We start from the raw sequence: 24,294 nt of genomic DNA on the forward strand, positions 1-24,294 counted from the left end.
CGGGGAACAGTGGTCGCGGCGCTGACGCTGTGACACGTGGAGGTGATCGTCGATGACCGACGAGCAGGACAGGACCGAGTACCGCACCGAGCACGACTCCATGGGCGAGGTGCGGGTGCCCGCGCACGCCAAGTGGCGTGCCCAGACCCAGCGGGCCGTGGAGAACTTCCCCGTCTCCGGGCAGCGCCTCGAGCGCGCGCACATCGAGGCGCTGGCCCGCATCAAGGGGGCGGCGGCCAAGGTCAACGCCGAGCTGGGGGTCCTGGACAAGGACGTCGCGCAGGCGATCCAGGAGGCGGCCGGGGAGGTCGCCGAGGGCAGGTGGGACGAGCACTTCCCGGTCGACGTGTTCCAGACCGGGTCGGGGACCTCGTCCAACATGAACACCAACGAGGTCATCGCCACGCTGGCGAGCGAGCGGCTGGGCGGTGGCGTGCACCCCAACGACCACGTCAACGCCTCCCAGTCGTCCAACGACGTCTTCCCGTCCTCGATCCACATCGCCGCCACCGCCGCGGTGACGCGCGACCTGATCCCGGCCCTGGAGCACCTCGCCGCCTCCCTGGAGCGCAAGGCCGGGGAGTTCGCCGACGTCGTGAAGTCCGGGCGGACGCACCTCATGGACGCCACGCCCGTGACGCTGGGCCAGGAGTTCGGCGGATACGCGGCCCAGGTGCGGTACGGCGTCGAGCGTCTCGAGGCCGCCCTCCCCCGGCTCGCCGAGCTGCCGCTCGGCGGTACGGCCGTGGGCACCGGCATCAACACCCCGCCCGGCTTCTCCGCCGCCGTGATCGAGGAGGTGGCCCGGACGACGGGGCTGCCCCTCACCGAGGCCCGCAACCACTTCGAGGCGCAGGGCGCCCAGGACGGCATCGTCGAGACCAGCGGCCAGCTGCGGACCATCGCGGTGGGGCTGACGAAGATCGCCAACGATCTGCGCTGGATGTCCTCGGGGCCGCGCACCGGACTCGCCGAGATCGCCCTGCCCGACCTCCAGCCCGGTTCCTCGATCATGCCGGGCAAGGTGAATCCGGTCATTCCCGAGGCGGTGCTGATGGTGGCCGCCCAGGTCGTGGGCAACGACGCCACCGTCGCGACCGCCGGCGCCGCCGGCAACTTCGAGCTCAACGTGATGCTGCCCGTCATCGCCAAGAACGTGCTGGAGTCGATCCGGCTGCTCGCCAACGCGACGCGGCTGCTCGCCGACCGTACCGTCGACGGCATCACCGCGAACCGGGAGCGGGCGCGGGAGTACGCGGAGTCCTCCCCCTCCGTCGTGACCCCGCTGAACAAGTACATCGGGTACGAGGAGGCCGCGAAGGTCGCCAAGAAGGCGCTGGCCGAGCGCAAGACCATCCGTCAGGTCGTGCTGGACGGCGGGTACGTGGAGCGCGGGGACCTGACCGCCGAGCAGCTCGACGAGGCGCTCGATGTCCTGCGGATGACGCACCCGTGACGAAGGGGCTCGTTCGTGTGCCCGGCGCGTGAACCGTGACACGCGCCGCAGCGTCGTATGCCTACGGCACCTAATATCTGGTCATGGCAGACGGTGGAGCGATGAGACGCGCGCAAACGGGTGGTGCGGCAGGCTTCTGGGCGCCCGGGAGCCGGATCCTGTGGCGGTACCGGGAGAACGGCGGCACGCAGGTGCACATCGCGCGGCCCGTCACCGTCGTCCGGGACGACGCGGACCTGCTCGCCGTGTGGCTGGCGCCCGGCACCGAGTGCGTGAAGCCCGTGCTCGCCGACGGCACGCCCGTACACCTGGAGCCGCTGGAGTCGCGCTACACCAAGCCGCGGGCCGTGCAGCGCGACCGGTGGTTCGGCACGGGCGTGCTGAAGCTGGCCCGCCCCGGAGAGCCCTGGTCGGTGTGGCTGTTCTGGGAGCCGGGCTGGCGGTTCAAGAACTGGTACGTGAACCTTGAGGAGCCCCTGGCCCGTTGGGCGGGCGGCGTCGACTCCGTCGACCACTTCCTGGACATCTCCGTCCATCCCGACCGCAGTTGGCACTGGCGGGACGAGGACGAGTTCGCCCAGGCCCGCCGGGACGGGCTGATGGACGACCAACTGGCGGAAAAGGTACAGCAGGCGGGGCGGGACGCGGTGGAGGTGATCCGCGACTGGGGGCCGCCGTTCTCGGAAGGCTGGCAGCACTGGCGCCCGGACCCCTCCTGGGCTGTACCGTCACTGCCGGAGGACTGGGATCGGACACCCGCGCACGTGTCCTCATGAGACCCTTGCTGCGCCCCCGGGCAAGAAACGTAGGATCGTCCTCCGCAAGGGCGCGCGGCGGCAACTACCGGAGCACGCGCTGGGCTTGACCGATCGTCACCGAGGGGCGGCAGGACGTGAGCGAGGGGTACGAGGGCAACACCGGCAGGGCCTGCGCCACAGGCCCTGAGGGCCGTCGGAAGGCCCCTGCGGGCCGCAGACGGTCCGCCGGTGGCACACAGACAACCTCTGACCACGCGGGAATTCCGTTCCTGGGACAGGTAATCCGGGTATCGGAGTTTCGGCGGGACCCACTGCGCGCGCGGCGCGCAGCCCCGGACGGATGGATTCGACACGCGTGACGGAGCAGCCGACCTCGTTCGAACGCCCCCAGGCGGGCGTCGACCCCGCGGACCCCCGCGGGGCTCTCGTGCATACCCCGGCACCGGCGCGTGCGCCCGGCGCCTTACCGGTACAGGGCCGCCCAGGCGGCGACGTCAGCGTTCCGGTCACGACGGCACACAGCACGGGCACGTCGGAGCCGGGCACCTCCACGCCGTTCGGCAAGGGCAAGGACACCGTGAGCGACCCCGCCTCCGAGCACTCCCAGCCGGGTGCCGAGCAGACCGCCGAGCGTGAGACGCCTCGGCCGCGCCCCGCCCCCGAGGGCATTCCGGTCCAGCCGGCCGACGAACAGGACCGGCCGCCCGTGACCAGCGACGGGCAGGAGCGCCGCAGCGGCCAGAGCCTGCCGCCCGGCCGCCCCACGCCGATGCGGCGGGACGGCGACCGGCTCAGGTTCGTGGGGGCCGCCACCCGGCGGATCGCCCGCGGCATCGACCTCGACGAGATCGTCATGGGTCTGTGCCGGGCCACCGTGCCCACCTTCTCCGACGCGATCCTGGTGTATCTGCGCGATCCGCTGCCCGTGGGCGACGAGCGGCCCACCGGTCCGCTGGTGCTGCGGCTGCGCCGCACCGACCGGATACCGGCGGAGCGCGACACCGAGAACGGCTTCCTCCCGGCCGCGCAGCCCGAGCCGAACGAACTGGACACGGTCGGCGCCGAGCTGTGCGAGGTGCGGCCCGGCAGCGCGCTCGCCGAGGTGCTGCGGGGCGTGCGCCCGGTGTTCACCGACGCCCCCGCGGCCCGCGCCGCGCTGCCGGAACTGCTCGGGGAGGACGGCGACTTCGCCGTGCCGGACGGGCAGCGCGCGATCCTCGCCCCGCTGCGCGGACGGCGCCGGGTGATCGGTGCCGCCCTGTTCCTGCGCCGCCCCGAGCGCATCGCGTTCGACCCGGACGACCTCCTGGTCGCCGCCCAGCTCGCCACGCACAGCGCCCTCGGTATCGACAAGGCCGTGCTGTACGGCCGCGAGGCCTACATCGCGGACGAGCTGCAGCGCACCATGCTGCCCGAGACGCTGCCCCGCCCGACGGGCGTGCGGCTGGCCTCCCGGTACCTGCCGGCGGCGGAGACGGCCCGGGTGGGCGGCGACTGGTACGACGCGATCCCGCTGCCCGGCAGCCGGGTCGCCCTGGTCGTCGGTGACGTCATGGGCCACTCCATGACGTCGGCCGCCATCATGGGCCAGCTGCGCACCACGGCCCAGACCCTCGCCGGCCTCGACCTGCCGCCGCAGGAGGTCCTGCACCACCTCGACGAACAGGCCCAGCGCCTCGGCGTGGACCGCATGGCGACGTGCCTCTACGCCGTGTACGACCCGGTATCGCACCGCATCACCATCGCCAACGCCGGTCATCCGCCGCCCGTCCTGCTCCATCTGGGCGGTCGCGCCGAGGTACTGCGCGTGCCCGCCGGGGCCCCGATCGGGGTGGGCGGCGTGGACTTCGAGGCGGTGGAGCTGGACGCGCCCGCCGGCGGGACGCTGCTGCTCTACACCGACGGCCTGGTCGAGTCCCGGCTGCGCGACGTGTGGACCGGCATCGAGCAGCTGCGGGAGAAGCTCGCCGCGGTCGCGCAGCTCACCGGGCCGGACCATCCGCCGCCCCTGGAAGCACTGTGCGACGAGGTGCTCGACATGCTCGGCCCGGGCGACCGGGACGACGACATCGCGCTGCTCGCCGCCCGCTTCGACGGGATCGCGCCGAGCGACGTGGCGTACTGGTTCCTGGAGCCGGAGGACGCGGCCCCCGGCCGGGCCCGCCGGCTGGCCCGGCGCGCGCTGTCGCGCTGGGGCCTGGAGGAGCTGAGCGACTCCGTCGAGCTGCTCGTCAGCGAGGTCGTGACGAACGCCGTGCGGTACGCCTCCCGGCCGGTCACGTTGCGGCTGCTGCGCACGGACGTGCTGCGCTGCGAGGTCGGCGACGACGTGCCGCAGCTGCCGCGGCTGCGCCAGGCACGCGCCACCGACGAGGGCGGGCGCGGGCTGTACCTGGTCAACCGGCTGGCCCGGCGCTGGGGCGCGACCCGGCTCAGCACGGGCAAGGTGGTCTGGTTCGAGCTGAACCGCGGCTGAAGGGCCGCAGGGACGAGCGAAGGGCGCCCGGTGAACACCGGGCGCCCTTCTGCGTCTCCTGCCCCTCGTCTCCTACTGGTCGTCCTCGCCCGGCTTGACCGGGTCGAAGGGGTCGCCGCCACCGCCGTCGGGCGGTGTCGTCTGCGGGGTCGTGGGCGGGGTGAAGCTGGGCGGGTTCGTCGACGGGGTGGCCGGCGGGGACGACGAGGGCTTCTCCGTCGTCGGCGGCGGGGACGACGAGGGCTCCTCGGTCGTCGGCTCCTGCGTCGGCTCCTCGGTCGTCGGCTCCTGCGTGGGCGTCGGCGTCCAGGTCGGCTGGACGGCCGCGCCCTGCTGGGTCTCCAGGTCGAACTTGCTGACGTCGCCCATCACGCCGAAGGTGTACTGCGCCCAGATCCGCGCCGGGAAGCCGCCGCCATTGATCCGGGGCTCGCCGAGCGCCTTGTACATCGGAACCTGGGCGTGGGTCTTGGCGTCCTCGCCGAACAGGCCCACCGAGGTGACCAGCTTCGGCGTGTAGCCGGTGAACCAGGCCGACTTGTTGTTGTCGGACGTACCCGTCTTGCCCGCGACCTGCTGACCGTCGCGCAGGGGGTTGTTGCGCACGGACGCCTGGGCGGTGCCGTCGTCGACCACGCCGGTCAGCACGGAGGTGACGGAGTCGGCGGCCTCGCGGCTGATGACCTGGTCGCCGACCGGGTCGGGCATGGTGACCGTCCGGTTCAGGTGCTCGGCCGACTTCACGAGGGCCGGGGTGACCTTCTTGCCGTGGTTGTCGAGGGTCGCGTAGACCCCCGCCATCTGCAGAGGGCTCGCGCCCATGCTGCCCAGCGTCTGGGCCGGCACGGCCTCCATGTCCTTGGTGTCCATCCCGAGCTTGCCGGCGACGTCCACCACCTCGGACATGCCGACGTCGACGCCCATCTGCGCGAAGACCGAGTTGACGGACTTGTTCATGGCCGTCTGGACGGAGATCGGGCCGTAGTTCCGGTCGTCCTCGTTCTCGGGGGCGAAGCCGACCTTGCGGCCGTCCTCCACGACCGGGCGCTTGCTCGTGCCGTCGTAGACGGTGCTCGCGGTGATCGGCTTGCCGTCCTGCGTCTTCGCCTGCTCCTCCAGGGCCGCGGCCAGGATGACCGGCTTGAAGGTGGAGGCCGGCTGGTAGTCGGTGCGGGTGGCGTTGTTCATGTAGTGCTTGAAGTAGTCCACTCCGCCGTACATCGCGACCACGGCGCCCGTCTTCGGGTTCACGGACGCGGCACCGGCCTGGACGTCCCCGTCGACCTTGCGCTTGTCGGGGTCGAGCCTGCTGGTCAGCTGCTGCTTGACGGACTTCTCCAGCGCGGCCTGCTTCTTCTTGTCGATGTTGAGCGTGACGGTCCAGCCGCCCTGGTTGACCATGGCCTCCGCCTGCTTCGCGTCCTCGGCGGTGCCCTCGGCCACGAGCTGCTTCTCGAGAGCGGCGTTGGCGGACTTCACCAGGTACCCGGTCTGCCCTCCCATGCTCGGGTCGGCCTTCGGCCCCTTCGGCACCGGGAACTTCATGGCCTGACGCTCGCCCTGGTTCAGCCAGCCCTCGTCGGCCATGTTGTCCAGGACATAGTTCCAGCGGGCTTTCACCAGTCTCTTACCGGTGTCGGAGGCTATCGCCCAGTCGTACTGGTTCGGCGCCTGGAGGAGCGCGGCGAGGTAGGCCCCCTGCTCGACCGACAGGTCCTTGGCGTCCACGCGGTAGTAGGCCTGCGCGGCGGCTTGGATGCCGTAGGCGCCGCGGCCGTAGTAACTGGTGTTGATGTAGCCGGCGAGGATGTAGTCCTTGGACTTCTCCCGGTCCAGCTTGAGCGAGATGACCAGTTCCTTCAGCTTGCGCGAGACCGTCTGTTCCTGCGTCAGGTAGTAGTTCTTGACGTACTGCTGGGTGATCGTGGAGCCGCCCTGCGCGCCCTTGCCGGAGACGGTGTTGAGCAGACCGCGGGCCGTGCCCTTCAGGTCGACACCGGCGTCCTTGTAGAAAGTCTTGTTCTCGGCGGCGACGAAGGTCTTCTGGACGGCCTTGGGCACCTCGGCCAGACCCACGATCTCGCGGTTGCGGTCGCCCGCGCGGGCCAGCAGCGAGCCGTCACTGTACTTGTAGACGTTGCTCTGCAGCTTGGCGTCGGCGTTCCCCTCCGGGATCCCGATCATCATGTACAGCACGATGAAGGCCCCCATGCCCAGCAGGCACAGGCCGAAGAAGGTGCCGAGGATCTTCTTCCAGGTGAAGAGCCTGCGTATGCCGCCCTTCGTCGGCGCGCCCGACGAACGGTGGCTCTTGGGCGCCGCCCGGCGCCCACCGCGCTGTCTGGCGCGTCTCTCTTCCGCTCGTCCCATGGGTCCGATCCGCTCCGCTTCGTTCATGTGTGCTCACGCGTCACACAGGTTCGCCGCTCAGGTCAGCTCAGAAAGCTAACACCGGGAGATAAGAGATAGGGCAGCCGATCCGGCCCTTTGCGGACGTGACAATCAGCACCCATTCCCAACGGAACCGACGTTCGAGACACCCGCAGGGTTGCCAGGAGCGGAAAAAGTGATATCACTTAGATAGACGGAAGCTAGGCAGGAGCGGCTTCCCAGGAGAAACGGGGGATCACCCATGTCCACTTCGGAACCGCAGGTCACGGCCGACGTGCCCGAGATGCCGGCGCCCCGCGTGCGGGAGTTCGCCGCCCACAGCATCGGCGGCGGGCTCGCCCTGCTGCTCGGCCTGCTCGGGCTGCTGGCCGGCGCCGGGCTGATCGCGGCCGCCACCACCCTGCACGCGACCGGTGCGCAGGCCGCGCTGATCATCGGCGGCATCCTGGTCGCGCTCGCGGCGTTCCTCGCCATGTGCGGACTGAACATGGTCGCTCCCGGCGAGGCCCGCGTCGTCCAGCTCTTCGGCCGCTACCGGGGCACCATCCGGCAGGACGGCCTGCGCTGGGTGAACCCCTTCACCTCGCGCACGAAGATCTCGACGCGGGTCCGCAACCACGAGACCGCCGTCCTCAAGGTCAACGACGCCTATGGCAACCCGATCGAGCTCGCCGCCGTCGTGGTCTGGCGCGTGGAGGACACCGCCCAGGCCACCTTCGAGGTCGACGACTACATCGAGTTCGTCTCGACCCAGACCGAGGCGGCCGTGCGGCACATCGCCATCGAGTACCCCTACGACGCGCACGAGGAGGACGGCCTCTCGCTGCGCGGCAACGCCGAGGAGATCACCGAGAAGCTCGCCGTGGAACTGCACGCGCGCGTGGAGGCGGCCGGTGTGCAGATCATCGAGTCCCGCTTCACGCACCTCGCGTACGCCCCCGAGATCGCCTCGGCCATGCTCCAGCGGCAGCAGGCCGGAGCGGTGGTCGCGGCACGGCGCCAGATCGTGGACGGCGCGGTGGGCATGGTGGAGGCCGCGATCGCCCGGATCACCGAGCGGGACATCGTGGAGCTGGATTCCGAACGGAAGGCGGCGATGGTCTCCAATCTGATGGTGGTGCTGTGCGGTGACCGGGCCGCGCAGCCGGTCCTCAACACCGGGTCCCTCTACCAGTGACGGTCCCTCCCGAAGGCCAGGGCCCGCAGCGCCGGCCGCAGCAGCAGCGCAAGCAGGTGCTGCTGCGGCTGGATCCCGCGGTGTACGAGGCGCTCGCGCGATGGGCCGGGGACGAGCTGCGGTCGGCCAACGCGCAGATCGAGTTCCTGCTCCGGAAGGCACTGGCGGAGACGGGGCGGCTGCCGCGGGAGACCGGTCCCCTGCCCCGGCGGGGGCGGCCGCCGGGGCAGGGTCCCGCCTCCGGTCCGCCGTCGGCCTGATCACCCGGGCCGCACCCGCTGTTACAGAAGCGTGACAACACGCTCCGACCTGCACGGCCCCACCCCACGCCCCGACCTACACACTCGGCGTATACATACCGCGTATACACCCCGTGTACAGTCCTGCCCATGTCCATCGGTCACACACTCCTCGGACTCCTGGAGTCCGGCCCGCGCCATGGTTACGACCTGAAGCGGGCCTTCGACGAGAAGTTCGGTCACGACCGGCCGCTCCACTACGGCCAGGTCTACTCGACGATGTCCCGCCTGCTGAAGAACGGGCTCGTCGAGGTCGACGGCATCGAGGCGGGCGACGGTCCCGAGCGCAAGCGCTACGCCATCACCGAGGCCGGCATCACCGACGTCGCGCGCTGGCTCGCCACACCCGAGAAGCCGGAGCCGTACCTCCAGTCGACCCTCTACACCAAGGTCGTCCTCGCGCTGCTCACCCACCGCGACGCCGGTGACATCCTCGACACCCAGCGCTCGGAGCACCTGCGCAGCATGCGGATCCTCACCGACCGCAAGCGCAAGGGCGATCTGGCCGACCAGCTCATCTGCGACCACGCGCTGTTCCACCTGGAGGCGGACCTGCGCTGGCTGGAGCTGACCGCGGCGCGTCTGGACAAGCTCCGTGAGGCGGTGACCCGATGACGATTCCCGCCGGTTCGCTCCTCACCGCCCAGGACCTGCGCAAGGCGTACGGGCCGACGACCGCGCTCGACGGCGCCGAGTTCTCCATCCACCCGGGCGAGGTCGTCGCCGTGATGGGGCCGTCGGGGTCGGGCAAGTCGACGCTGCTGCACTGTCTCGCCGGGATCGTGATGCCCGACTCGGGCTCGATCACGTACAACGGGCGCGAGGTGACCGCCATGGGCGACGCCGAGCGCAGTGCGCTGCGGCGCTCGGAGTTCGGGTTCGTGTTCCAGTTCGGCCAGCTCGTGCCGGAACTCACCTGCGTGGAGAACGTCGCCCTGCCGCTGCGGCTGAACGGCACCTCCCGCAAGGAGGCCGAACGGAGCGCACTGGCCTGGATGGAACGGCTGGAGGTCGACGACCTCCGCAAGAAGCGGCCCGGCGAGGTGTCCGGCGGGCAGGGGCAGCGGGTCGCCGTCGCCCGCTCGCTGGTGACCAACCCCCGGGTGGTCTTCGCCGACGAGCCGACCGGCGCGCTCGACTCGTTCAACGGCGAGCGTGTGATGGAGCTGCTCACGGACGCGGCCCGGTCCGCCAACGCGGCCGTGGTGCTCGTCACGCACGAGGCCCGGGTGGCCGCGTACTCCGACCGCGAGATCGTCGTACGGGACGGCAAGTCCCGCGACATGGAGCGCGTCGTATGAGCGTCGGGCAGTGGAGCCGGGACCTCGCCATGGGGGCCCGGTTCGCCCTCGCCGGCGGGCGCGAGGGATGGACACGGTCGCTGCTCACGGCCGTCGGTGTCGGACTCGGAGTGGCGCTGCTGCTGCTCACCACCGCCATCCCCAACGCGCTGGCGGAACGCGACCGGCGCGAGGAGGCCCGCAGCGACCACACCTTCAGCCAGAAGGAGATACCGAAGGCCGACAACACACTGCTGGTCGTGGACGCGGACAGCACGTTCCGGGACCTGGACGTGCGCGGCAGGCTGCTGGAGCCGGAGGGTCCGCGGGCCCCGCTGCCGCCGGGGGTCGCGGAGTTCCCGGCGGCGGGCGAGATGGTCGTCTCCCCCGCGCTGAAGGAGCTGCTCGCCTCCGACGACGGCAAGCTTCTGCGGGAGCGGCTGGACTACCGCATCGCCGGCACCATCGGCGAGCAGGGGCTGGTCGGCTCGCAGGAACTCGCCTACTTCGCGGGCGGCAAGGGGCTGGCGAAGGTACTGGAGGGCCTCGCGAGCGGCGCCCGGATCGACCACTTCGGCAACGACGACCTGGGGTCGTCCGACCGCTGGGATCCGGTGCTGCTCCTGCTGGTCCTGGTCGTCTTCGTGGTGCTGCTGATGCCGGTCGCCGTGTTCATCGCCGCGGCCGTACGGTTCGGCGGCGAGCGGCGCGACCGCCGGCTGGCCGCGCTGCGGCTGGTCGGCTCCGACAGCCGGATGACCCGGCGGATCGCCGCCGGCGAGGCACTCGCCGGATCCGTACTGGGGCTCGTCCTCGGCACCGGGTTCTTCCTGCTCGGACGCGAACTGGCGGCCTCCGTCGAGGTGTTCCGCGTCAGCGTCTTCCCGAGCTATCTGAACCCCTCTCCCGCGCTGGCCGTCCTGGTCGCGCTGGCCGTGCCCGCGGCGGCGGTCCTGGTGACGATCCTCGCCCTGCGCGGGGTGGTCATCGAGCCGCTCGGAGTGGTGCGCACGGCCAAGCCCTCACGGCGCCGGCTGTGGTGGCGGCTGCTGCTGCCGCTGGGCGGGATCGCGCTGCTCTACCCGATGATCGGGCAGGGCAACGAGGGCGGGAACTTCAACCAGTACCTCGTGGTCGGCGGCGTGATGCTCCTGCTGGTCGGCGTCACGGCCCTGCTTCCCTGGGTGGTGGAGACGGTCGTGGCCCGGCTCGGCTCGGGTGGGGTCGCCTGGCAACTGGCGGTTCGCCGACTCCAGTTGAGCAGTGGCGCGGCAGCCCGGATGGTCAACGGCATCGCGGTGGCGGTGGCCGGGGCGATCGCCCTGCAGATGCTGTTCGCCGGGGTGGAGGGCAACTACACCAGTGCGTCGCAGCACGACGTCTCCCGGGCCCAGATGAGCGTGAACGTGCCGGAGGGCGCCGAGGCCCCGCCCGTCATCGCCAAGTACCGCGACACCCAGGGCGTGCGCCAGGTGACCGCGCTGTCCGATGTCCATCTTGGCGACCGGCGCGGCGAGGCGGAGTCCATCATCCAGATCACCGTGGCCGACTGCGCGTCGCTGCGCGAGGTGGCCACGTTCCCCTCCTGTCACGACGGTGACGTGTTCGCGGTCAAGGGCTCGGAGTACGACAACGAGAGCGAGCACCTGGCCAAGCCCGGCACGAAGCTGTGGACCGAATCGGACGACTCCGGCCGCTCGGTCTCCTGGACCGTCCCGCAGGACATCCGGCAGGCCCAGTCCCGTGAGGACCCCACCGGGTACGAGCGCGGCGGCATCCTGGTCACGCCCGGCGCGCTGCCCGAGAAGCTCGGGGCACTCACCTCCACCCAGCTCTACCTGAGCCTGGACTTTTCGGTGCCGGACGCCTACGACCACGTGCGCAACACGGCCGCGCGGCTCGACCCCGCGGTCCAGCCCATGACCTGGCGCAGCACCGAGAGCAACGAACGCTACGCCACCATCCGCACCGGTCTGTCCGTCGGTGCCGCCTGCGTGCTGGCACTGATCGGGGCGAGCCTGCTGGTCTCACAGCTGGAGCAGCTGCGTGAGCGCCGCAAACTGCTGTCGTCCCTGGTCGCTTTCGGCACCCGGCGCCGCACGCTCGGCCTGTCGGTGCTGTGGCAGACGGCGATCCCGATCGGGCTGGGTCTGCTGCTCGCCGCGACGGTGGGCATGGCCCTGGGCGTGGTGCTGCTGCGGATGACCAACACCTCGGTCCGGGTGGACTGGCCGAGCGTGCTGTCGATGACCGGCATCGGCGCGGGCGTCGTCCTGGTGGTGACGCTGCTGAGCCTGCCGCCGCTGCTGAAACTGATGCGGCCGGACGGGCTGCGGACCGAGTAGGGCCGGATCCCGTACGAGCTGTCAGGCGCCTGGCCGGGGCCCGTGGAAGTACGGGACCCGGCCGGCGGCACGAGCGCCGTCAGCCGTCCTGGTCCAGGACCCGTACGGGCAGCGGTCGCAGGGCCTGCCGCAGGGCGGCCGCCAGTTCCTCGTACTCCGCGCCGCGCGCGGCTCCCGCCCGCATCGCCAGTGCGATCCGGCGGGTGGGGGCCGGGTTGGCGAAGTACCCGGTGAGGAGCTGGTTGCTGCGGGAAATCTCCACCTTCAGGGCGGTGCGCGGCAACAGCGTCACGCCGAGTCCGCCCGCCACGAGCTGCACCAGCGTGGACAGCCCGGCGGCGGTCGTGGTGACCGGCACGTCGTCGCGGCCGGCCTCCCGGCAGATGTCGAGGGCCTGGTCACGCAGGCAGTGCCCCTCGTCCAGCAGCAGCAGGTTGAGCTCGCGCAGCGCCTGCCGCGGGATGCCCTCCCGCCCGCCGAGCTCGTGGTCGAGTGGCGTGACGAGTACGAAGTCCTCGTCGAACAGGGGCAGTTCGGCCACGCCGGGGACACCGAGGGGCACCGCGAGCAGCAGCAGATCGAGCCGGCCGCTGGTCAGACCGTCGAGCAGGCTGGAGGTCTGCTCCTCGTGCACCTGGAGGTCGAGGAGCGGATACCGGTCGTGGACGAGCCGCAGCACGGTGGGCAGCAGATAGGGCGCGACCGTGGGGATGACGCCGAGCCGCAGCGCCCCGGTGAAGGGCGCCCGGACCGCCTCCGCCTCCTCCAGGAGCGCGCCGACCTCCCCCAGAACCGCCTTGACCCGTACGGCGATCCGCTCACCCTCGGGTGAGAGCAGCACCTTGCGCGTCGTACGCTCGAGGAGCGTCACTCCGAGTGATTCCTCCAGGGCGGACACGGCTCCCGAGAGGGCGGGCTGGCTCATGCCGATCGCCGCGGCCGCGTCCCGGAAATGAAGGTGCTCGGCGACCGCCGCGAAGGCACGGAGCTGGGCGAGGCTGGGTTGCCTGCGCTTATTACCGACAGTCACTGATAACTACCTCCGATCAACTCGACCGAGTGTAGCTATTTCCGTAATCAATCGAGCCTGTGCCAACATCAACACAGTCCAACCCATGGGAAACCCCCGCGATCCGGGAGTTTCTTCGCTGCAAGGAGAGTGTGTGCTCACCGTCGGTGACAAGTTCCCCGAGTTCGACCTGACCGCCTGCGTCTCGCTGGAGAAGGGCAAGGAGTTCCAGCAGATCAACCACAAGACCTACGAGGGTCAGTGGAAGGTCATCTTCGCGTGGCCCAAGGACTTCACCTTCGTGTGCCCGACCGAGATCGCCGCTTTCGGCAAGCTGAACGAGGAGTTCGCGGACCGCGACGCGCAGGTCCTCGGTTTCTCCGGTGACTCCGAGTTCGTCCACCACGCCTGGCGCAAGGACCACGACGACCTGCGCGACCTGCCGTTCCCGATGATGGCCGACTCCAAGCACGAGCTGATGCGCGACCTCGGCATCGAGGGCGAGGACGGGTTCGCCAAGCGCGCCGTGTTCATCGTGGACCAGAACAACGAGATCCAGTTCTCGATGGTGACCGCGGGCTCGGTCGGCCGTAACCCGAAGGAGGTCCTCCGGGTCCTGGACGCGCTCCAGACGGACGAGCTGTGCCCCTGCAACTGGTCGAAGGGCGACGAGACCCTCGACCCGGTCGCGCTGCTCTCCGGGGAGTGATCTGACATGTCGCTGGATGCCCTGAAGTCCGCGATACCGGACTACGCCAAGGACCTGAAGCTCAACCTGGGCTCGGTCATCGGCAACTCCGACCTTCCGGCCCAGCAGCTCTGGGGCACGGTGCTGTCGACGGCCATCGCCTCGCGCTCCCCGATCGTGCTGCGCGAGCTGGAGCCCGAGGCGAAGGCGAACCTGTCGCCGGAGGCCTACACGGCGGCCAAGGCCGCCGCCGCGGTGATGGCGATGAACAACGTCTTCTACCGCACCCGCCACCTGCTGTCGGACCACGAGTACGGCACCCTGCGCGCCGGCCTGCGGATGAACGTCATCGGCAACCCGGGCGTCGACAAGGTCGACTTCGAGCTGTGGTCCTTCGCGGTCTCCGCCATCAACGGCTGCGGCATGTGCCTCGACTCCCACGAGCAGGTGCTGCGCAAGGCCGGCCTCGACCGTGAGGTCGTCCAGGAGGCCTTCAAGATCGCCTCCGTGATCCAGGCGGTCGGCGTCACGCTGGACGCCGAGGCGGTTCTGGCCGAGTAACCCAAGGCCGCCCGCCTCACCTCGCAGGGCCCCGCCCACCTGACCGGTGGACGGGGCCCTGCTGGCGTTTCCGGCTACTCCGAGGGGGGCGGCGGGGCCGGTTCCGCGCTCACGGCCGTGGCCCCGCGCGGCCGCACCGAGTGCCGCAGCGCCGACTTCTGCGAGTACGACCGCAGATACCCGGCGACCGTGTTCGTCACGGCGACCAGCGGCACGGCGACGACCGCACCGCCGATCCCGGCCACCATGCCGCCCGCCGCGACCGACAGCACCACCGCCAGCGGATGCACCCGGACAGCCCGCCCCAGGATGAACGGCTGCAGGATGTGCCCCTCGATCTGCTGCACCGCCAGCACCACGACCAGGGTCATGACGGCCGTGAACACCCCCTGGGTGACCAGCGCGACGACGACCGCCAGCGCCCCGGACACCACCGCGCCCACCAGCGGGATGAACGCGAACAGGAAGATGAACACCGCCAGCGGCACGGCCATCGGCACGTCGAGGAAGTAGATTCCCAGCCCGATGAAGATCGCGTCGATCAACGCCACGATCACCGTGCCCCGCACGTACGCCGTCAGTGTCCGCCACGCGGCGGGACCGGCTCCGGCCACTCCCGGCCGCGCCGCCGCCGGCACCAGCTTCAGCGTCCACTCCCAGATGCGCTTGCCGTCGTAGAGCAGGAACAGCGTGCAGAAGACGGCCAGCAGGATCCCGGTCAGCGCCTCGACGACGACCGTGACACCCTCGAGCCCCGCCGAGGTGATCTGGTCGGTGTTCGCCCCGACGGCCTCACGCAGGTTGGTGGCGATCTCGTTGATCTGCTTGTCCGTGACGTGGAAGGGGCTGTTCAGCAGCCAGTTCCGCAACTCGTCGATGCCGTCCTGGATCTGGCCCGAGAGGTCGTCGATGTTCTCCATGACCTGCCAGGTCACGAACCAGCCGATGAGGCCCATGACGACGAAGCCGAGGACGGCCGTCAGCGCGGTGGCCGGTCCGCGCGGCACGCCGTGGCGCCGCAGCCGCGCCACCGTCGGCTGCAGCATCGCCGTGATGAGCAGCGCGATGACGAACGAGAGCACCACGAGCTGGACGGCGCTGATGACCCGCATCAGCACCCAGAGCGTGCCCGCGAGGACGAGGAGCCGCCAGCCCGCCTCGGCCGCGACCCGCACGCCCCACGGCACGGCCAGCGCGGGATCGGGGCGGGCGGCGACGTCGGGGGCGTAGTCCGGGGGCGGCGGCACGTGTTCCCCGGCGAGCGATCCGGGGCCGGGGTCGTCCTGCTCCCGTTCGGCTGCGGCGCGGCGTTCGTTGTACCGCTCGCTCATCTCGGTCAGTCCGGCACCGAGCCGGCCGAGCCACCCTGGCACTCGCGACATGATCCGTCCTTTTCCCCCGTCTTGGCGCACCACTCCCCCGAGGAGCCGTTCGTCCGACCGTACATGGCGCGAGCCCCGCACCGGACGACGGTGCGGGGCTCGCGCGAGGAGACGGGATCGGCCGGGGCCGGTCGGCTCAGTACCAGTGGTTGGCCTGCCAGAACGACCAGGCGTCACAAGGGCTGCCGTAGCGGTCGTTCATGTAGTTGAGGCCCCACTTGATCTGGGTGGCCGGGTTGGTCTGCCAGTCGGCGCCGGCGGACGACATCTTGGAGCCGGGCAGCGCCTGGAACATGCCGTAGGCCCCGGAGGAGGGGTTGACGGCCTTGTAGTTCCAGTCGGACTCGTGGTCCACGATGTTGCTGAAGCACTGGAACTGACCCGACGGAACCAGCTGCCTCGCCATCGCCTGGATCTGGGCGATGCTGTAGGAGCTCGCGACGGGGAAGTCGGAGATGTCCTTGGAGCGGCTGGCGGCGGCCTTGGCCTGCGCGCGCTCCTTGGCCGCTGCCTCGGCGGCCTTCTCAGCGGCTTCCTTCTTGGCGATGGCCGTGTCGGCGGCGGCCTTGCGGGCGGCCTCCTCGGCGTCCTTCTTCGCGCTCGCGTCCGCCTGAATGGCCTGTGCGTCGGCCTGCTGCGTCAGCGACGCGGTCTGCACCTGGGCCTGCTGGCCCGCGGGGATGTCCGCGAGCAGCGTGGCGCCGGCTGCCGTCGCTTCCGCGTCGTTGTTCTGCGCGGTGCTGCCCGAGGCAACGCCGACGACGCTTCCGACAGCGGTGACCGCCGTGGCCGAAGCCACTGCGAATCCCCGGACCGAGATCCGGCTCACACGGTTTTCCTTCCAGCATCGCCCGCTTCGGTGACCCTCGCGGACGCAATCGTGCCCCTGGCACTGGCCTCCCCAACTGCGGGGTCACGGGAGGCGCGGGCCCGGTGGGCAACTCCCCCGGAGGGAGCGCCGCGTGTTGCTCGGGCGGCATACGACATCGCTATGCAGTTGGTGCTGTTGCTTTTGTGGTGCCGTACCGCTGGGGGTACAGGTGTGTCGTATGCGGGGCCTGACAGGAGTGAGACTCTGCCGTAACACGACGGGGCATGGCAATTCCGAGTTGCGTGTGAAAGCTCACATCCCGTTTGGCGCAGGAAATTCCACGGAACGGCCACACGCGAAGGCGCCGCCCGGCTAGGCTCTTGGCCTTTTCCGGACGGCGCCAACTATCGCATAAGCGCTACTACTTACTGCGACCGGTCAGATCTGCCCGTCTTCGAGCATTTCGGTCACAAGGGCAGCGATCTGGGACCTCTCGGACCGCGTCAGGGTCACGTGCGCGAAGAGCGGATGCCCCTTCAGCTTCTCGACGACGGCGACGACACCGTCGTACCGGCCGACCCTGAGGTTGTCCCGCTGGGCCACGTCGTGGGTGAGAACCACCCGTGAATTGGCTCCGATCCGGGACAGAACGGTAAGAAGCACGTTCCTTTCCAGCGACTGGGCCTCGTCCACGATCACGAACGCGTCGTGCAGCGAGCGTCCCCGGATGTGGGTGAGCGGCAGGACCTCCAGCATCCCGCGCGCGGTGACCTCCTCGATGACCTCCCGGGAGGTGACCGCCGACAGCGTGTCGAAGACGGCCTGCGCCCAGGGGCTCATCTTCTCGGCCTCGGAGCCGGGCAGATAGCCCAGTTCCTGCCCGCCCACCGCGTACAGCGGCCGGAAGACCATCACTTTCTGGTGCTGACGGCGCTCCAGCACCGCCTCCAGACCGGCGCACAGCGCCAGCGCCGACTTGCCGGTGCCGGCCCGGCCGCCCATCGACACGATCCCGACGTCCGGGTCGAGCAGCAGGTCGAGCGCGATCCGCTGCTCGGCACTGCGGCCCTTGATGCCGAACGCCTCACGATCCCCGCGCACGACCCGTACGTTGCCGTCGGCCGTGACCCGTCCGAGCGCCTTGCCGCGCTCCGACTGGATCATCAGGCCGGTGTGCACGGGGAGGCCGGAGACCTCGGGCACGTACACGTGGCCTTCCTCGAAGAGGATGTCCACCTGCTCGCCGGGCAGGGTCAGTTCGGACATTCCGGTCCAGCCGGAGGAGTCCGTGATGGCGAGTTCCGCGCGGTACTCCTCGGCGAGGAGCCCGACGGAGGACGCCTTGATCCTGAGCGGGAGGTCCTTCGACACGACGGTGACGTCGAACCCCTCGGCCTGCAGATTGCGGGCGACCGCGAGGATGCGGGAGTCGTTGTCCCCCAGGCGGTAGCCGCTGGGCAGCACGCTGGGGTCCGAGTGGTTGAGCTCGACACGGAAGGTCCCGCCCAGATCCCCCGTCGGGATGGGTGCGTCGAGGCGACCGTGCCGGACCCGGAACTCGTCGAGCAGGCGGAGGGCCTGCCGGGCGAAGTAGCCGAGTTCGGGATGGTGCCGCTTCGCCTCCAGCTCCGTGACCACGACGATGGGGAGCACGACCTCGTGCTCGTCGAAGCGGTTCAGGGCGTTCGGGTCGGCCAGCAGGACGCTGGTGTCGAGAACATAGGTGCGCCGGTCGGGCTTGTGGCGCTTTGTGCTGGTCACCACGGAAGGACGTACCCCCTCGGATGAGGTCGGGGAGCGACGGTATGGAGCTGGACCGGTCGTCGGCCGCCCTGCGCGGGCCGACAACCGGCCCTCCGCCTCTTCGTCCGTGCTGTGACCGCACGATCGGGCTGGTGCAAAGGGCCTCCCGGGCGGACGGCCCCGTGCCGTCCGCTGAGATCCGACACCCGTGGTTCGGGCGTCGACCTGTCTGGGTTATGCCCTCGAACGAGCGTCGCCATGCAACGGCATATGACGGCGAGCCGGTGAACTCGGCGTTACAAGCGTCGCCAAGGGGGTAGGGGGAGGCGCTATGACGTGGGACGTCCTGCGTTCGGGTGACCGTCTGCGGGTACGTCAGCCGCCGTAGCGGCGGTGGCGGGCGGCGTAGTCGCGCATGGCCCGCAGGAAGTCGACCTTGCGGAACGCCGGCCAGAACACGTCGCAGAAGTAGTACTCCGAGTGAGCGGTCTGCCAGAGCATGAATCCGGACAGCCGCTGCTCGCCACTGGTGCGGATCACCAGGTCGGGGTCGGGCTGGTCGCTCGTGTAGAGGTGACGCCCGATCATGTCGATGTCGACGGCCTCGGCGAGCGCCTCCATCGAGGTGCCCTTGTCCTGGGCGTCGAGCAGCATCGACCGTACGGCGTCGGCGATCTCCTGGCGGCCGCCGTAGCCGATGGCGACGTTGACCACTATGCCGTCGACGTGCGCGGTGGTCTCCTCGGCCTCCTTGAGGATCGTCTGCATTCCCGAAGGCAGCAGGTCGGGCGTGCCGACGTGGTGCACGCGCCAGCGGCCGTCGGCTGCCAGGGTGCGCACGACGTCCTCGATGATGCCGAGCAGGGGGACGAGCTCTTCCTGCGGGCGGTCGAAGTTGTCCGTGGACAGGAGCCAGAGGGTGACGACCTCGACGTCGGTCTCACTGCACCAGCCGAGGAACTCCTCGATCTTCCCGGCCCCGGCCCGGTGGCCGTCGACGGTGCTGGAACCGGCGGCCTTCGCCCAGCGCCGGTTGCCGTCCATGATGACGCCGATGTGCTTGGGCACCTGAGCGTGGTCCAGGTGACCTTCCACCCGGCGCGCGTACAGCCTGACCAGCAGGCCACGCAGCTTGTCGCGCAGGTTCACGTGATTGTCAGCCCCTCCGTACGGATCGGACAGGCCGCGGCGTGCGGCCCGGTCGTGGCCGCGGGCGGTCCCTGCCCGGATGGCAGTCCCCGGAGGCGAAGCCTACCCTCGCTGCGCCCGTGGGCCGCCAACGGGGGCGGAGCGAGCGGTTCCGGCCGAGGGTTCCAGCCGCCCGGCGGGGCAAGAAAAACGGGCCGGTCCGTGGGGGGGAGACGGACCGGCCCGAGGGGGGGTTTCCACCATAACCCTTCGTGAGTGCTGCCGCGCGCATCGGCGTGCCACAACTACTCTCCGGAGCCGCCCGACGACGTGGCGACGCATGCGGAAGTCCGCATTCAGGGGCCGCCCACGGCCGGAAGGTGCCGCGTGAGCTGGGGAATCGGGCGTTCCACGCCGGACGGCCGGAGGTTTTGCCGCACCTTGGGCCCACTCGGGTGACTTGTCCGGGCATCCCCCCGACGGGTGACGCACATGTGAACGCCTGCTTGACCCGGGAGCGGCCGCGGATCGCCGCGCGTCACCCGCCTGCCGATGCTTTGCCGACGGGACGTCGACGCGGTGCGGCTCGACGAATGGGCCCTGGCACCGCGCAGCCCCCTCCACTGCGCGGTACCGCCCGCGCAGCTTTGCTCACGCGAATTGACTCGTCCGAATGTACGTGAGCGGCGGCGCGGAGGCGAGCCGACGGCGATAACGATGTGAAAACCCTCGTCGGATGATGCGCAAGTGCGGTGAGCGGGAGGAGTGAGGCCGGCGTGGCGGACGGGACACCGCCGCGAGGGCGGCGGACGGGGGCACGGATCCAAGGCGCGCTCTCTGCTGCGTGCTTCAGGACGTGCTCTGGGAGGGACTCCGGGACGTGTTTTAGGACGGGAACTGTCCTCATTGGTGTCTAACGTCGCTTCATGACGACGAGCGCGAGGATCACGTGGGACGCGGCCAGTGCGCGCCGGGCGCGGCGGCAGTTCCTGACCGGGCCGGCCCCGACGGGGACGCCGGTCGCCGAGGTGGTGGGCGCGATGCTGGGAGCTCACGCGCAGGTGCTCTCCGCGGCCGAGCTGTCGGTGGGGATGCGGACGGACGCGGCGACACGGGCGGACGTACGGACCGCGCTCTGGGACGACCAAACCCTGATCAAGACGTACGGCCCACGCGGCACGGTCCACCTTCTCCCGGCCTGTGAACTCCCTCTCTTCTCGGCGGCGCTGAGCGCGGTCCCGACCGGGCCGAGCCCGTTCCCGCCCGATGTACGGCTCACCGAGGAGCAGGCGGGCCAGGTCGTGACGGCGATCGGTGACGCGCTCGACGGCAGGAACCTGACCCTTGACGAGCTGTCGGAGGAGGTCGTCGCCCGCACCGGCCCCTGGGCCGGTGACCGCGTGATGCCGGCGTTCCAGGACCTGTGGCCGCGCTGGCGCCAGGTGATGCACCGGGCCGGCTGGGCGGGCGCACTGTGCTTCGGCCCGAACCGCGGCCGCAAGGCGACGTACACACGGCCGCCGCGACCGGATTCCGGGGCGGGGTCTGCGACCGGGGCGGGGGCAGGGGCCGGGAGCGGCGCGGGGGCTGGGCCGGGGGCAGAGGGCGGCGCGAGGACTGGGCCGAGGACACCGGCCGGGAGCGGCGCGGGGGCTGGGCCGGGGGCAGAGGGCGGCGCGGGGGCTGGGCCGGGGACACCGGCCGGGAGCGGCGCGGGGGCTGGGGAGGCTCTGGCCGCTTTCGTGCATCGCTACCTGTACGCGTACGGTCCGGCGACGCCGCAGCACTTCGCGCGCTGGCTGGCGGCGCCGCCCGGCTGGGCGACGGTTCTGTTCGGCGAACTGGCCGCCGAGGGCCGTATCGAGGAGGTCGACTTCGAGGGGACGTCGGCGTGGGTGACGGCGGGCGACAGCGAGGGGGCGGACGAGCTGGAAGGGCCGCCGCCGCGTGTGCGTCTGCTCCCCTACTTCGACGCGTACGTCATCGCCGGTCAGCCCCGCGAGCGGCTCTTCCCCGGGAAGGCGTACCAGCGCGCCCTCGGCGGCGGACAGGCGGGCAACTACCCGGTCCTGCTCATCGACGGCGTGGTCGCGGGAGTGTGGCACCAGCGGCGCACGGGCCGTCGTACGACCGTCACGGTCGAGCCGCTCGTACCGCTGACGGCACGGCACCGGCGGGAGCTGGGCGAGCAGGTGGAGCGGGTGGGCGAGGTGCTGGAGGCGACGCCGGAGCTGGTGGTGGGAGAGGTGACGGTGGGTCCGCACGCATGAGCACCGGCTCGGTGCGCGTCAGCCGGGCTTGCGTGCGTCGAAGAGGTGGCGGGTGCTGTGGGCGACGAAGGGCCCCTCGGCCTGGATGCGCTCGTGCAGTTCCCGGAGTCGCGGCTCGTACGCCTCGACGGTGAAGCCCGGGACCATCCAGACCACCTTGCGCAGGAAGTGCACGACCGCGCCGATGTCATGGAACTCCATGCGCAGCCGCTCCGCCCGCAGCCCGGCGACGCGAAGGCCGGCGGCCTCGGCGTCGGCCCGCTCACGGTCGGGGTGGCGGGCGCCGCGCACCTCCTCCGGCTGGGGGCCGAGGAAGTACTCGACGAGTTCGAAGACGCTGCTGGGGCCGACGTGCTGGGCGAAGTACGTCCCGCCGGGTTGGAGGACGCGGGCGATCTCGTCCCAGTGGGGGCGGACGGGATGGCGGCTGACGACCAGGTCGAAGGCGCCGTCGGCGAAGGGCAGGGGGGCGTCGTCGGCAGCGGCGACGACGCCGACGCCGCGCGGACGAAGCAGGGCGGTGGCCTTGGCGACGTTGGGCGGCCAGCCTTCGGTGGCGATGGTGAGGAGGGGCGGCCGGGGGGCTGGGGTGTTCTTGAGGGTGGCCTCCTGGGCGACCCTGGCGAGGGCGAAGTCCAGCACTTCTCCTCCCCCGGTCTGCACATCGAGCACCGCACTCGCCCGGCCCAGCCGCTCGGCCATCGACACGGCGTACCCCCAGGAGGGGCGCGCTTCCGTCGCCCGCCCCTCGAACCAGGAGAAGTCCCATCCTTCTGTCGGGACGGAGGCACCTTCAGCGAGTAACTCTTCGTAGGAAGCGGGGCGTGGAGGGTGCGATGAGCCGGATGGGTGGGCTGGATGCGATGAACTCGGTCGGTGCGGTTCCCGCTGGTCCAGGACGAACACGACGTGCTCGTCCTCGCCGTGCCGTACGGTGCCGGTCCGGCGGAATCCATGCTTCTCGAGGAGGCGTACGGAGCCGGTGTTCGTGAGGGCGGGGTCGGCGTGGAGAGGCCGGTTCTGCTCCCGCTCCAGGAAGAGGGCCAGGGCGCGGCTGCCGATACCGCGCCCCCAGTACGGCTTGCCGAGCCCGTACCCGAGGAAGCGGCGGTCCCCGTCCCACCAGGCGACGACGCTGCCGGCGACCTCACCGTCGACGGTCACGGCCTGGACGAAGACGGTGTCGTCTCCGAGGATGTTCGTCCTCCAGTGCCGCAGGAACGCTTCGCGCGGCCGTGGCGTGAATCGGGACCGCCGGACGGCTTCCGGATCGTGCTCGTACGCGAGCAGGAACTCCAGGTCGGCTTCCACGACGTCGCGCAGCCGTACGTCCACGTGGTCATCGCTCATGCCCGGAGTGTGGCAGCGACCACTGACAAGGGCGCGGACCGGGCTTCGGCCTGGGCTGCGGTCCTGGACTTGTCGGGCCGGGGCTCGGGTTCGGGTTCGGGTTCGGGCTCGGGTTCGGGCCTGAGGTTGGGCCCAGGCCCGGTGTTCAGGGGACGAGGGGACGCACTTCTTCGGCCGTGAACCGCACGAACCCCTCCGGGTCGGGCTCGTCCGCGGTCGGCTGGAGGACGACGCTGTCGGCGCCGGCCTCCACCAGCCGCTGGACCGCGTCGGCCACAGCCTTGGCGTCTCCTGCGATGCCGAGGTCCGGCACGGATGCGAGCCCTTCGGCGACGAGTTCGGCGCGCAGACGGGCGGCGGCGTCGGGCCCGGTGGCGGTGGCGGTGAGCAGATAAACGACCAGGGGATGAGGTCCGGCCTCGCGGCCGGCTGCCGCGCGCCCCTCTTCGACGAGCTGCCGTGCTCGGCGGACGCCGTCGGCGTTGGTGGCGGCGGTGAGGAGGGTGCCGTCGGCGGCCTCTCCGCTGAGCCGCAACGACCGCGGCCCGGTAGCCCCGGCCAGCACGCCGCTCCGCGGAGTGTGCGGCGGCCAGTCGAGGGCGACGTCGTCGAGCTTGACGTACCGTCCGTCGACCGTGACGCGCTCGCCGCCCAGCAGGGCCCGCAGGGCGAGGAGGTGCTCCCGCAGCAGGGTGACAGGTGACTCGACCCGGGCGCCGACCTGCCCCATCCAGTCCTGTACGCCGTGCCCCACGGCGAGGATCGCCCGCCCGGGGAACATCCGGTGCAGGGAGGCGGCCTCCATGGCGGTGATGGCAACGTTCCGCAAGGGCACGGGCAACAGCCCGACCCCGACCCGCACCCGCTCGGTCCACGCGAGAGCGGCCGCGGCGGTGGAGATCCCGCCTTCGCTGAAACAGTCTTCCCAGAGCCAGAGCTCTTCGAGCCCGGCCCCCTCAGCAACATCACAAACGGTTCGAAGCCGCTCGGGGGCCAACTGGGGGCGGAAGACTGCGCCTAGGGGGGTCATGGGGGCTTCCTACCCGCGGTCAGGCGCGCCCGACAACTCATATATGAGCTGTGTCGGTCGATGAGCCTGCCGCGACTGGCACTGAGGTATCCGTCGATCAGACGCAGCAGGAATGGACGCCGGTAGCTGCTACTCCTGCA

Annotated in this window: 19 protein-coding genes and 1 pseudogene; 11 read left to right on the forward strand and 9 right to left on the reverse strand. The window is 70.8% G+C overall.

What is annotated here, in order from left to right:
• Positions 1-52 precede the first annotated feature (52 nt).
• The 3 genes from AB0F04_RS12195 to AB0F04_RS12205 all read left to right on the forward strand — a co-directional run bounded on the left by AB0F04_RS12195 (position 53) and on the right by AB0F04_RS12205 (position 4,690).
• A complete protein-coding gene (locus tag AB0F04_RS12195; protein WP_362040428.1) occupies positions 53-1,456 on the forward strand; it encodes a class II fumarate hydratase in 1,404 nt (467 codons plus the stop codon).
• Positions 1,457-1,539: 83 nt separating this feature from the next.
• Entirely contained in the window at positions 1,540-2,232 is a 693-nt protein-coding gene (locus tag AB0F04_RS12200) for a DUF402 domain-containing protein (RefSeq protein ID WP_362040430.1), read from the forward strand.
• A 322-nt stretch (positions 2,233-2,554) separates the two neighbouring features.
• Positions 2,555-4,690, forward strand: a complete 2,136-nt coding sequence (locus tag AB0F04_RS12205; protein ID WP_362040431.1) for a SpoIIE family protein phosphatase — start codon at positions 2,555-2,557, stop codon at positions 4,688-4,690.
• A gap of 72 nt (positions 4,691-4,762) precedes the next feature.
• Here the strand turns inward: AB0F04_RS12205 and AB0F04_RS12210 are convergent, their stop codons facing one another.
• The gene (locus AB0F04_RS12210) at positions 4,763-7,060 is read right to left on the reverse strand and encodes a transglycosylase domain-containing protein (protein ID WP_362040433.1); all 2,298 of its coding nucleotides are present in this window, start codon (positions 7,058-7,060) and stop codon (positions 4,763-4,765) included.
• A gap of 262 nt (positions 7,061-7,322) precedes the next feature.
• Here AB0F04_RS12210 and AB0F04_RS12215 point away from each other — a divergent pair, with 262 nt between their 5' ends.
• The 5 genes from AB0F04_RS12215 to AB0F04_RS12235 all read left to right on the forward strand — a co-directional run bounded on the left by AB0F04_RS12215 (position 7,323) and on the right by AB0F04_RS12235 (position 12,182).
• Positions 7,323-8,258, forward strand: a complete 936-nt coding sequence (locus tag AB0F04_RS12215) for an SPFH domain-containing protein (RefSeq protein WP_362040435.1) — start codon at positions 7,323-7,325, stop codon at positions 8,256-8,258.
• A complete protein-coding gene (locus AB0F04_RS12220; protein WP_362040438.1) occupies positions 8,255-8,518 on the forward strand; it encodes a hypothetical protein in 264 nt (87 codons plus the stop codon). Before AB0F04_RS12215 ends, AB0F04_RS12220 begins: the two co-directional genes overlap by 4 nt.
• A 129-nt stretch (positions 8,519-8,647) precedes the next feature.
• Positions 8,648-9,172: a PadR family transcriptional regulator gene (locus tag AB0F04_RS12225; protein WP_352095685.1), complete on the forward strand. Its 525-nt coding sequence runs from the start codon at positions 8,648-8,650 to the stop codon at positions 9,170-9,172.
• On the forward strand, positions 9,169-9,858 hold the full coding sequence (locus tag AB0F04_RS12230) for an ABC transporter ATP-binding protein (RefSeq protein WP_362040441.1): 690 nt from the start codon (positions 9,169-9,171) through the stop codon (positions 9,856-9,858). The genes AB0F04_RS12225 and AB0F04_RS12230 overlap by 4 nt, the downstream gene beginning before the upstream one ends.
• Positions 9,855-12,182: an FtsX-like permease family protein gene (locus AB0F04_RS12235; RefSeq protein WP_362040443.1), complete on the forward strand. Its 2,328-nt coding sequence runs from the start codon at positions 9,855-9,857 to the stop codon at positions 12,180-12,182. Before AB0F04_RS12230 ends, AB0F04_RS12235 begins: the two co-directional genes overlap by 4 nt.
• 79 nt (positions 12,183-12,261) lie before the next feature.
• On the opposite strand, the gene AB0F04_RS12240 is transcribed toward AB0F04_RS12235, so the two are convergent.
• Entirely contained in the window at positions 12,262-13,212 is a 951-nt protein-coding gene (locus AB0F04_RS12240) for a LysR substrate-binding domain-containing protein (RefSeq protein ID WP_362040446.1), read from the reverse strand.
• Positions 13,213-13,345: 133 nt separating this feature from the next.
• Between AB0F04_RS12240 and AB0F04_RS12245 the strand changes: the two genes are divergently transcribed.
• Together AB0F04_RS12245 and AB0F04_RS12250 are read left to right on the forward strand one after the other, a co-directional pair.
• A complete protein-coding gene (locus AB0F04_RS12245; RefSeq protein WP_031132607.1) occupies positions 13,346-13,900 on the forward strand; it encodes a peroxiredoxin in 555 nt (184 codons plus the stop codon).
• Positions 13,901-13,906: 6 nt separating this feature from the next.
• A complete protein-coding gene (locus tag AB0F04_RS12250; RefSeq protein ID WP_031103031.1) occupies positions 13,907-14,440 on the forward strand; it encodes an alkyl hydroperoxide reductase in 534 nt (177 codons plus the stop codon).
• A gap of 74 nt (positions 14,441-14,514) precedes the next feature.
• Here AB0F04_RS12250 and AB0F04_RS12255 read toward each other — a convergent pair whose 3' ends face one another.
• The 4 genes from AB0F04_RS12255 to AB0F04_RS12270 all read right to left on the reverse strand — a co-directional run bounded on the left by AB0F04_RS12255 (position 14,515) and on the right by AB0F04_RS12270 (position 19,525).
• The gene (locus tag AB0F04_RS12255) at positions 14,515-15,822 is read right to left on the reverse strand and encodes an AI-2E family transporter (RefSeq protein WP_362040448.1); all 1,308 of its coding nucleotides are present in this window, start codon (positions 15,820-15,822) and stop codon (positions 14,515-14,517) included.
• Positions 15,823-15,958: 136 nt separating this feature from the next.
• A complete protein-coding gene (locus tag AB0F04_RS12260) occupies positions 15,959-16,651 on the reverse strand; it encodes a transglycosylase SLT domain-containing protein (protein ID WP_362040450.1) in 693 nt (230 codons plus the stop codon).
• 420 nt (positions 16,652-17,071) lie between these two features.
• Positions 17,072-18,397 carry a PhoH family protein gene (locus AB0F04_RS12265; protein WP_362040451.1) on the reverse strand — a complete coding sequence of 442 codons (1,326 nt, stop codon included), beginning with the start codon at positions 18,395-18,397 and terminating at the stop codon, positions 17,072-17,074.
• 354 nt (positions 18,398-18,751) lie between these two features.
• Positions 18,752-19,525 carry an isoprenyl transferase gene (locus tag AB0F04_RS12270; RefSeq protein ID WP_362040453.1) on the reverse strand — a complete coding sequence of 258 codons (774 nt, stop codon included), beginning with the start codon at positions 19,523-19,525 and terminating at the stop codon, positions 18,752-18,754.
• Positions 19,526-20,430: 905 nt separating this feature from the next.
• Between AB0F04_RS12270 and AB0F04_RS12275 the strand changes: the two genes are divergently transcribed.
• The gene (locus AB0F04_RS12275; protein ID WP_362040455.1) at positions 20,431-21,774 is read left to right on the forward strand and encodes a winged helix DNA-binding domain-containing protein; all 1,344 of its coding nucleotides are present in this window, start codon (positions 20,431-20,433) and stop codon (positions 21,772-21,774) included.
• An 18-nt stretch (positions 21,775-21,792) separates the two neighbouring features.
• Here AB0F04_RS12275 and AB0F04_RS12280 read toward each other — a convergent pair whose 3' ends face one another.
• The 3 genes and pseudogenes from AB0F04_RS12280 to AB0F04_RS12290 all read right to left on the reverse strand — a co-directional run bounded on the left by AB0F04_RS12280 (position 21,793) and on the right by AB0F04_RS12290 (position 24,154).
• Positions 21,793-22,671: a class I SAM-dependent methyltransferase gene (locus AB0F04_RS12280; RefSeq protein WP_362040817.1), complete on the reverse strand. Its 879-nt coding sequence runs from the start codon at positions 22,669-22,671 to the stop codon at positions 21,793-21,795.
• Between the two features lie 60 nt (positions 22,672-22,731).
• A pseudogene (locus AB0F04_RS12285) lies at positions 22,732-23,124 on the reverse strand (GNAT family N-acetyltransferase); the annotation flags it as partial.
• A 145-nt stretch (positions 23,125-23,269) separates the two neighbouring features.
• Complete coding sequence (locus AB0F04_RS12290) at positions 23,270-24,154, reverse strand: LLM class flavin-dependent oxidoreductase (protein WP_362040456.1); 885 nt, start codon at positions 24,152-24,154, stop codon at positions 23,270-23,272.
• Positions 24,155-24,294 lie beyond the last annotated feature (140 nt).

Source organism: Streptomyces sp. NPDC029041, assembly GCF_040637515.1.
Lineage (GTDB): Bacteria > Actinomycetota > Actinomycetes > Streptomycetales > Streptomycetaceae > Streptomyces.

What these genes read in the sequence shown, in the direction of transcription:
- AB0F04_RS12275 (WP_362040455.1), top strand. Translation starts at nt 20,431, where the DNA reads ATGACGACGAGCGCGAGGATCACGTGGGACGCGGCCAGTGCGCGCCGG.
- AB0F04_RS12250 (WP_031103031.1), top strand. Translation starts at nt 13,907, where the DNA reads ATGTCGCTGGATGCCCTGAAGTCCGCGATACCGGACTACGCCAAGGAC.
- AB0F04_RS12290 (WP_362040456.1), bottom strand. Translation starts at nt 24,154, where the DNA reads ATGACCCCCCTAGGCGCAGTCTTCCGCCCCCAGTTGGCCCCCGAGCGG.
- AB0F04_RS12215 (WP_362040435.1), top strand. Translation starts at nt 7,323, where the DNA reads ATGTCCACTTCGGAACCGCAGGTCACGGCCGACGTGCCCGAGATGCCG.
- AB0F04_RS12225 (WP_352095685.1), top strand. Translation starts at nt 8,648, where the DNA reads ATGTCCATCGGTCACACACTCCTCGGACTCCTGGAGTCCGGCCCGCGC.
- AB0F04_RS12205 (WP_362040431.1), top strand. Translation starts at nt 2,555, where the DNA reads ATGGATTCGACACGCGTGACGGAGCAGCCGACCTCGTTCGAACGCCCC.
- AB0F04_RS12210 (WP_362040433.1), bottom strand. Translation starts at nt 7,060, where the DNA reads ATGGGACGAGCGGAAGAGAGACGCGCCAGACAGCGCGGTGGGCGCCGG.
- AB0F04_RS12230 (WP_362040441.1), top strand. Translation starts at nt 9,169, where the DNA reads ATGACGATTCCCGCCGGTTCGCTCCTCACCGCCCAGGACCTGCGCAAG.
- AB0F04_RS12200 (WP_362040430.1), top strand. Translation starts at nt 1,540, where the DNA reads ATGGCAGACGGTGGAGCGATGAGACGCGCGCAAACGGGTGGTGCGGCA.
- AB0F04_RS12255 (WP_362040448.1), bottom strand. Translation starts at nt 15,822, where the DNA reads ATGTCGCGAGTGCCAGGGTGGCTCGGCCGGCTCGGTGCCGGACTGACC.
- AB0F04_RS12235 (WP_362040443.1), top strand. Translation starts at nt 9,855, where the DNA reads ATGAGCGTCGGGCAGTGGAGCCGGGACCTCGCCATGGGGGCCCGGTTC.
- AB0F04_RS12195 (WP_362040428.1), top strand. Translation starts at nt 53, where the DNA reads ATGACCGACGAGCAGGACAGGACCGAGTACCGCACCGAGCACGACTCC.